This window comes from Nostoc sp. UHCC 0252 (genome assembly GCF_034931145.1).
In the GTDB taxonomy this organism is placed as follows: domain Bacteria; phylum Cyanobacteriota; class Cyanobacteriia; order Cyanobacteriales; family Nostocaceae; genus Nostoc.
Genome location: NZ_JAYGHE010000028.1, coordinates 1 through 5,750, shown reverse-complemented (window position 1 = coordinate 5,750; position 5,750 = coordinate 1). Strand labels below are relative to the sequence as shown.

At 40.5% G+C, this 5,750-nt stretch carries 1 protein-coding gene and 1 pseudogene; both read right to left on the bottom strand.

Annotation, left to right across the window (positions count from 1 at the left end):
- Positions 1-642 precede the first annotated feature (642 nt).
- The gene (locus VB732_RS16975) at positions 643-4,791 is read right to left on the bottom strand and encodes a filamentous hemagglutinin N-terminal domain-containing protein (protein ID WP_323232036.1); all 4,149 of its coding nucleotides are present in this window, start codon (positions 4,789-4,791) and stop codon (positions 643-645) included.
- A gap of 109 nt (positions 4,792-4,900) precedes the next feature.
- A pseudogene (locus tag VB732_RS16970) lies at positions 4,901-5,750 on the bottom strand (hypothetical protein); the annotation flags it as partial.

Sequence of the window (5,750 nt, the reverse complement as noted above, 5' to 3'; positions counted from 1 at the left end):
GTTAAGTTGACACGTATGGGCACTGCCGTGCCCTTACGGGTGTACCTCACGTAAACAAGAACCGCTATAAGGATTTTAGATACACGTATGCTTTGTACGCATATTTATAATAATTCTCCCCAACTGACTTAGCGATCGCATTATTAAAGCATTTTTCATCTATTTGAACCACATCTGTCGTCAGGGCACAGCATTGCTGTGCCCCTAACGTATGGTCTATTTACGTGAAAATAGTTGTAATATCATGTCCGGCAAATTACTTGTGATATGTCATTGCGAGTGTAACGAAGTGGAACGAAGCAATCGCAAGGCTTTTGGGATTGCTTCACTTCGTTCGCAATGACAATTATTTAACCGGACATGATATAATATAAATATTTAACAATAAAAGCAGTTTCTTTGAATTTTTGCAATATCAAAAGAGTTGCTAAAATGATGTTATGAACTAGTTTATAAAACATAATCAACCTCTCAATCTGAGTTAAAGTAATTTCAATTCATTAACCGTTTCTTTAAGACTAAGACTAGGGGAAAAGGCTAGAAAATACATTTACCTTTTATGCACATAAAAGTGCCTAATTTGTCTTATGCTTGTACAGAAAACTGCACATCAAATTTTCCCAATATATGCAGTATTTCAGTTTAACAACTTCGACTCAAGATTAATTGCCCATTGGATAATCGATATAATCCTTGTGGTTCAATAATCGGATCGCCTTTTTTCCAAGGACGGGATGTAATTTCAACACCTCTCACCTCACCAGTTGCGTACCTAGAAACCAAAGCCCCAGGACGATTAGCCGGCAAAGCACCAGAACCTATAATAGTAAAAGAGTTTTCTTGTTGCTTGATGCCGCGTGAAATGCAGCTATTGGCAATTAATACATTGGTATCGATGGCATTCTGTGATAATCCGGTGAAACTGTTTTGAATCGAACTGTTATCGGGTGCATTAATATTTGTGGCTCCAGAAACACCTAATTCTGAACTTGTCGTAATATCGTTTTTTTGAGTTAATTCTGTCCGCGACTGGATACCGAAGATACCTTGCGAATTGATTTTGATATTTCCGCCTTTTCCCCTAAAGGCGTTAGCACTGATATTACTGTTTTCGTTGGGAACTGCAACGATAAATCTGGAGTTGATACTAATGTTTCCACCATTGCCGTCTAGTTTGTCTGTTGTAGCGCTGGTAGAGATTTGAGCGCCACGACGAAGTAAGAGTAAGTCGCTATCAACTTTAATGTTACCACCGTTACTTGATGCAGATTCGGCGTTGAGTTTACCTTGGTTGTCTATGGTAATTTTGGGGGAGTTGATTTCGATATCTCCTGTAATTCCTGAACCTGTAGAACTGACAAATAAGCCACTATCAGCACCAATATTTACTACCGTGTTAGGAAAGTTACGAAGTCGGTTCTCAAAATCCAAATCACTACCATCAATTATTACCTCTTCACCAGCATTAACAGTAATTTTACCTGCACGCCCATCGTTTGAGGTAGTGGTGGTGAGTTGCCCACCATTGAGTGCTTTAAAAATATTCGTATTTATCGTAATATCGCCACCGTCTTGATTATTTCTGGTACGTGCATCCAATAAAGCACCGTTAGAAATGTGAAAAATATTTGTATTTAAGGTAATGTTACCACCCCTGCCAATAGAATTAGAATTAGTAAATGTAAATAAACCACTAGAAAATCCAGTCCTTTGACCAGTTCCAGAAACAGTTAGTGTATTTTTGGCATAAATATGAATATTTCCCGCATTACCCTGTCCATAAGTTGAGGCAGAAAGTAAAGCACCATCGCGTAATGAGAAGTTACCAGAATTAATGGTAATATTACCTCCATTGCCAACAGTACCTACGTCTGCAAAACTGCTAATTGAACTGAAAAAACCGTTTTTATCGCCAGCAATATCAACAGCACCAGTTACGTTAATATTGACATTACCTGCATCCCCTCTTCCTGGTGGTTGGGTATCTAATGCACCACTAGTAGCAGTTTGCAGTTGAGCGCCATCAATGAGTGATAAAGTCGCTGCATTGATGTTGATATCGCCACCTTTGCCGACACCTCCGGCTGACACCCTGCTGAAAATGGCAGCATCTGCAATGGTAATAGAATTTTTTGCACTCACTGTTACATTCCCTGCATCCCCTTGTCCAAAAGTTGAGGCAGACAGTACAGCGCGATCGCGTAATGAGAAATCACCAGCATCAATGGTAATATTGCCTCCATTGCCAACTGTACCCACATCCACAAAGCTGTTAATTGAACTAGAGAACCCGTTTTTCTGCCCAATAATATCAACAGAACCTGTTACCTTAACATTGACATTACCTGCATCCCCTCTTCCTGCTGGTTGGCTATCTAATGCACCACTAGTAGAAGTTTGCAGTTGAGCGCCATCAGTGAGTGATAAAGTTGCTCCATTGATGTTGATATCGCCACCCTTACCTACACCTCCGGCTGATACCCTGCTGAGAATGGCAGCATTTGCAATGGTAATAGAATTTTTGGCACTCACTGTTACATTCCCTGCATTGCCTTGTCCAAAGGTTGAGGCAGACATGACAGCGCGATCGCGTAATGAGAAATCACCAGCATCAATGGTAATATTACCTCCATTGCCAACTGTACCCACGTCTGCAAAGCTGTTAATTGCACTAAAAGAATCGTTTTTTTCCCCAGCAATATCAACAGTGCCTGTCACCTTAATATTGACATTACCTGCATCCCCTCTTCCTGCTGGTTGGGTATCTGATGTTTTAGCAGTAATGGTTCGTAGTTGAGCGCCATCAGTGAGTGATAAAGTTGCTGCATCAATGTTGATATCGCCACCCTTGCCTACACCTCCGGCTTGCACTGTGCTAAAAATGCCAGAATCTGCAAGCAAAACAGCATTTCTTGCATTTACTGTCACGTTTCCCGCATTCCCTTGTCCCGAAGTTGAGGCAACAAGTTGAGCGCCATCAGTGAGTGATAAAGTTGCTGCATCGATGTTGATATTGCCACCATCACCTACACCTTCAGCTTCCACTGCACTTAAAATAGAAGCCTTATTTGCAAGGGTAATACTATTTGTTGCACTCACTGTCACATTCCCCGCATTCCCTTTTCCCAAAGTTGAGGCAGAAAGTTGAGCGCCATCAATGAGTGATAAAGTTGCTGCATCAATGTTGATATTGCCACCATCACCTACACCTCCGGCTTCCACTGCACTTAAAATAGAAGCCTGATTTGCAAGGGTAATACTATTTGCTGCACTCACTGTCACATTCCCCGCATTCCCTTCTCCCAAAGTTGAGGCAGAAAGTTGAGCGCCATCTCGTAATGAGAAGTCACCAGCATCAATGGTAATATTACCTCCATTGCCAACTGTACCCGGTTCCACAAAGCTGTTAATTGCACTGACAAAACCGTTTTTTCCCCCAGCAATATCAACAGTACCTGCTACCTTAATATTGACATTGCCTGCATCCCCTCTTCCTGCTGTTTGGGTATCTGATGCACCACTAGTAGAAGTTTGCAGTTGAGCGGAATCAGTGAGTAATAGAGTTGCTGCATTGATGTTGATATTGCCACCCTTACCTACACCTCCGGCTTCCACCGTGCTGAAAATGTTAGCATTTGCAATAGATACACCATTTTTTGCACTTACTGTCACATTCCCCGCATTTCCTTGCCCAAAAGTTGAGGCAGACAGCATAGCACCGTCTTGTAATAAGAAAGAACCAGAATCAATGGTAATGTTACCCCCACTGCCTTTTGCTTCTTGATGAACTAAATTGACAACTTTACTCTCTGAACCAGCAATTTTAATTTCTCCAGTTCCATTAAGGATAATATCCCCTGCGATCGTCTCAGGTTGCCCCAAACTCACCCCAATACCAGCATTAAGTCCGCTTCTGTCTAATATCTCTATATTTCGGGCATTGATCGCAATATTACCGCCCCCTGCACCTTCTACGTACACAGATGCGTTATTAATAAGCGATACATCTGCACGAGTCACATTTTCAGGAAATTTCAAACTGAGATGATCCCCATCTAAAACAAGATTGATGTTTCCAGGTTCTGCTAATCCTCCTAATTCAACTCTCCCGCTATAAGCATTTAACCAGCCACGATTCATGTTGACATTACCGCCTACTAGCAGCAAACTTTTACCATCTCCGACTCGTAAACCAAATGTATCAAAACCTGCGGGATCTATTCCTGCCGATGCAAGTGAGTTATTTTGAATTGCTGCACCTTGATTAATCTGATTAAAAAATAACGCCGAAGGATTGACTGTCAATAATGATGGTGCTTGAGGATTGGTAGCACTGAAATTTCCTTGATTACCAAACTGCACTCCATTGGCTGTTGTGCTGACAAAACTTCCTTGCACATCTAACTGTGCATTCTCCCCAAACACAATCCCATTCGGATTAATCAAAAATAAATTTGCTGCACCATCAACACCTAATGTCCCGAAAATATTCGATGCATTCCTACCTGTTACCCGTGCCAATATATTTTCTACTCCAGTAGGATTGGCAAAATACACTCGTTGCCCATCTTGGATATTAAACTCACTGAAACTATGAAAAAGATTACTTTCGCGTTTTGCACCACCATTAATTAACAGATTTTCATTAAGTTGGGAAGCTTCTGCACCCAAGGTATTATCGGGTGCAATTTGGGCTTTCGCTGGTGAATGGCTGCTTATGGTCGATATTAGGCATAAATAATAAAGAATACTTTGAATTCTGGCTATTTGAATATGATGTACTTTATTCATAAGTATTTTCCTTGAAGAACTAAAATACAATCCACAATTAGGTAAAATATAGTTAAATGAGTTTGTCTGCTGCGATCGCAGCATTCCTACTTCTATTCAGCAACGCCTTTTAACAGCTTCGACTCAAGATTAATTGTCCATTGGGTAATCGATGCAACCCTTGGGCTTCAACAATCGGATTGCCTTTTTTCCAAAGATGGGATGCAATTTCAACACCTCTTACCTCACCAGTTGTATACCTAGAAACCAAAACCCCAGGACGATCGGTGGGCAAAGCACCAGAACCTGTAATAGTAAAAGAGTTTTCTTGTTGCTTGATGCCGCGTGAAATACAGCTATTGGCAATCAGTGCATTAGTGTCGATGGCGTTCTGTGATAATCCAGCAAAACTGTTTTGAATATTGTTATTGGATGTATTGACATTTTTTAAATCAGAAACATTCGATTCTGAAATGGCAGTAATATCGCTTCTATCGGTTAGTTTTAGACGTGGCTCTATACCGAAGATAGCTTGCGAGTTAATTTGGATATTTCCACCTCTTCCTTTAAAAGCGTTAGCACTGATATCGCTGTTTTCGTCGGGAATTGCAATGATATATTTGGAATTTATATTGATGTTACCGCCGTTTTTTGTATATGAGTCGGTAGAAATTTGAGCGCCACGGCGGAGTAAGAGAAAATTGCTGTTGATTCTGATATTACCAGCGTTACTTAAATCAGATTCGGCGTGAAGTTTGCCTTGGTTATCTACTTCAAAAATATTTGAATTTACTGTAATATTGCCACCTCTTTGATAATTTTTAGTGCCTGCATCTATGACACCACCATTTAATACGCGAAATATCTTGGTGTTTATAACAATGTCACCACTTTTACCTTTAGAATAAAAATTATTAGATGTAGATAAACTCCCTGAAGATCCAGAAACAGTTACAGCATTTTTTGAATTGATGAGAATA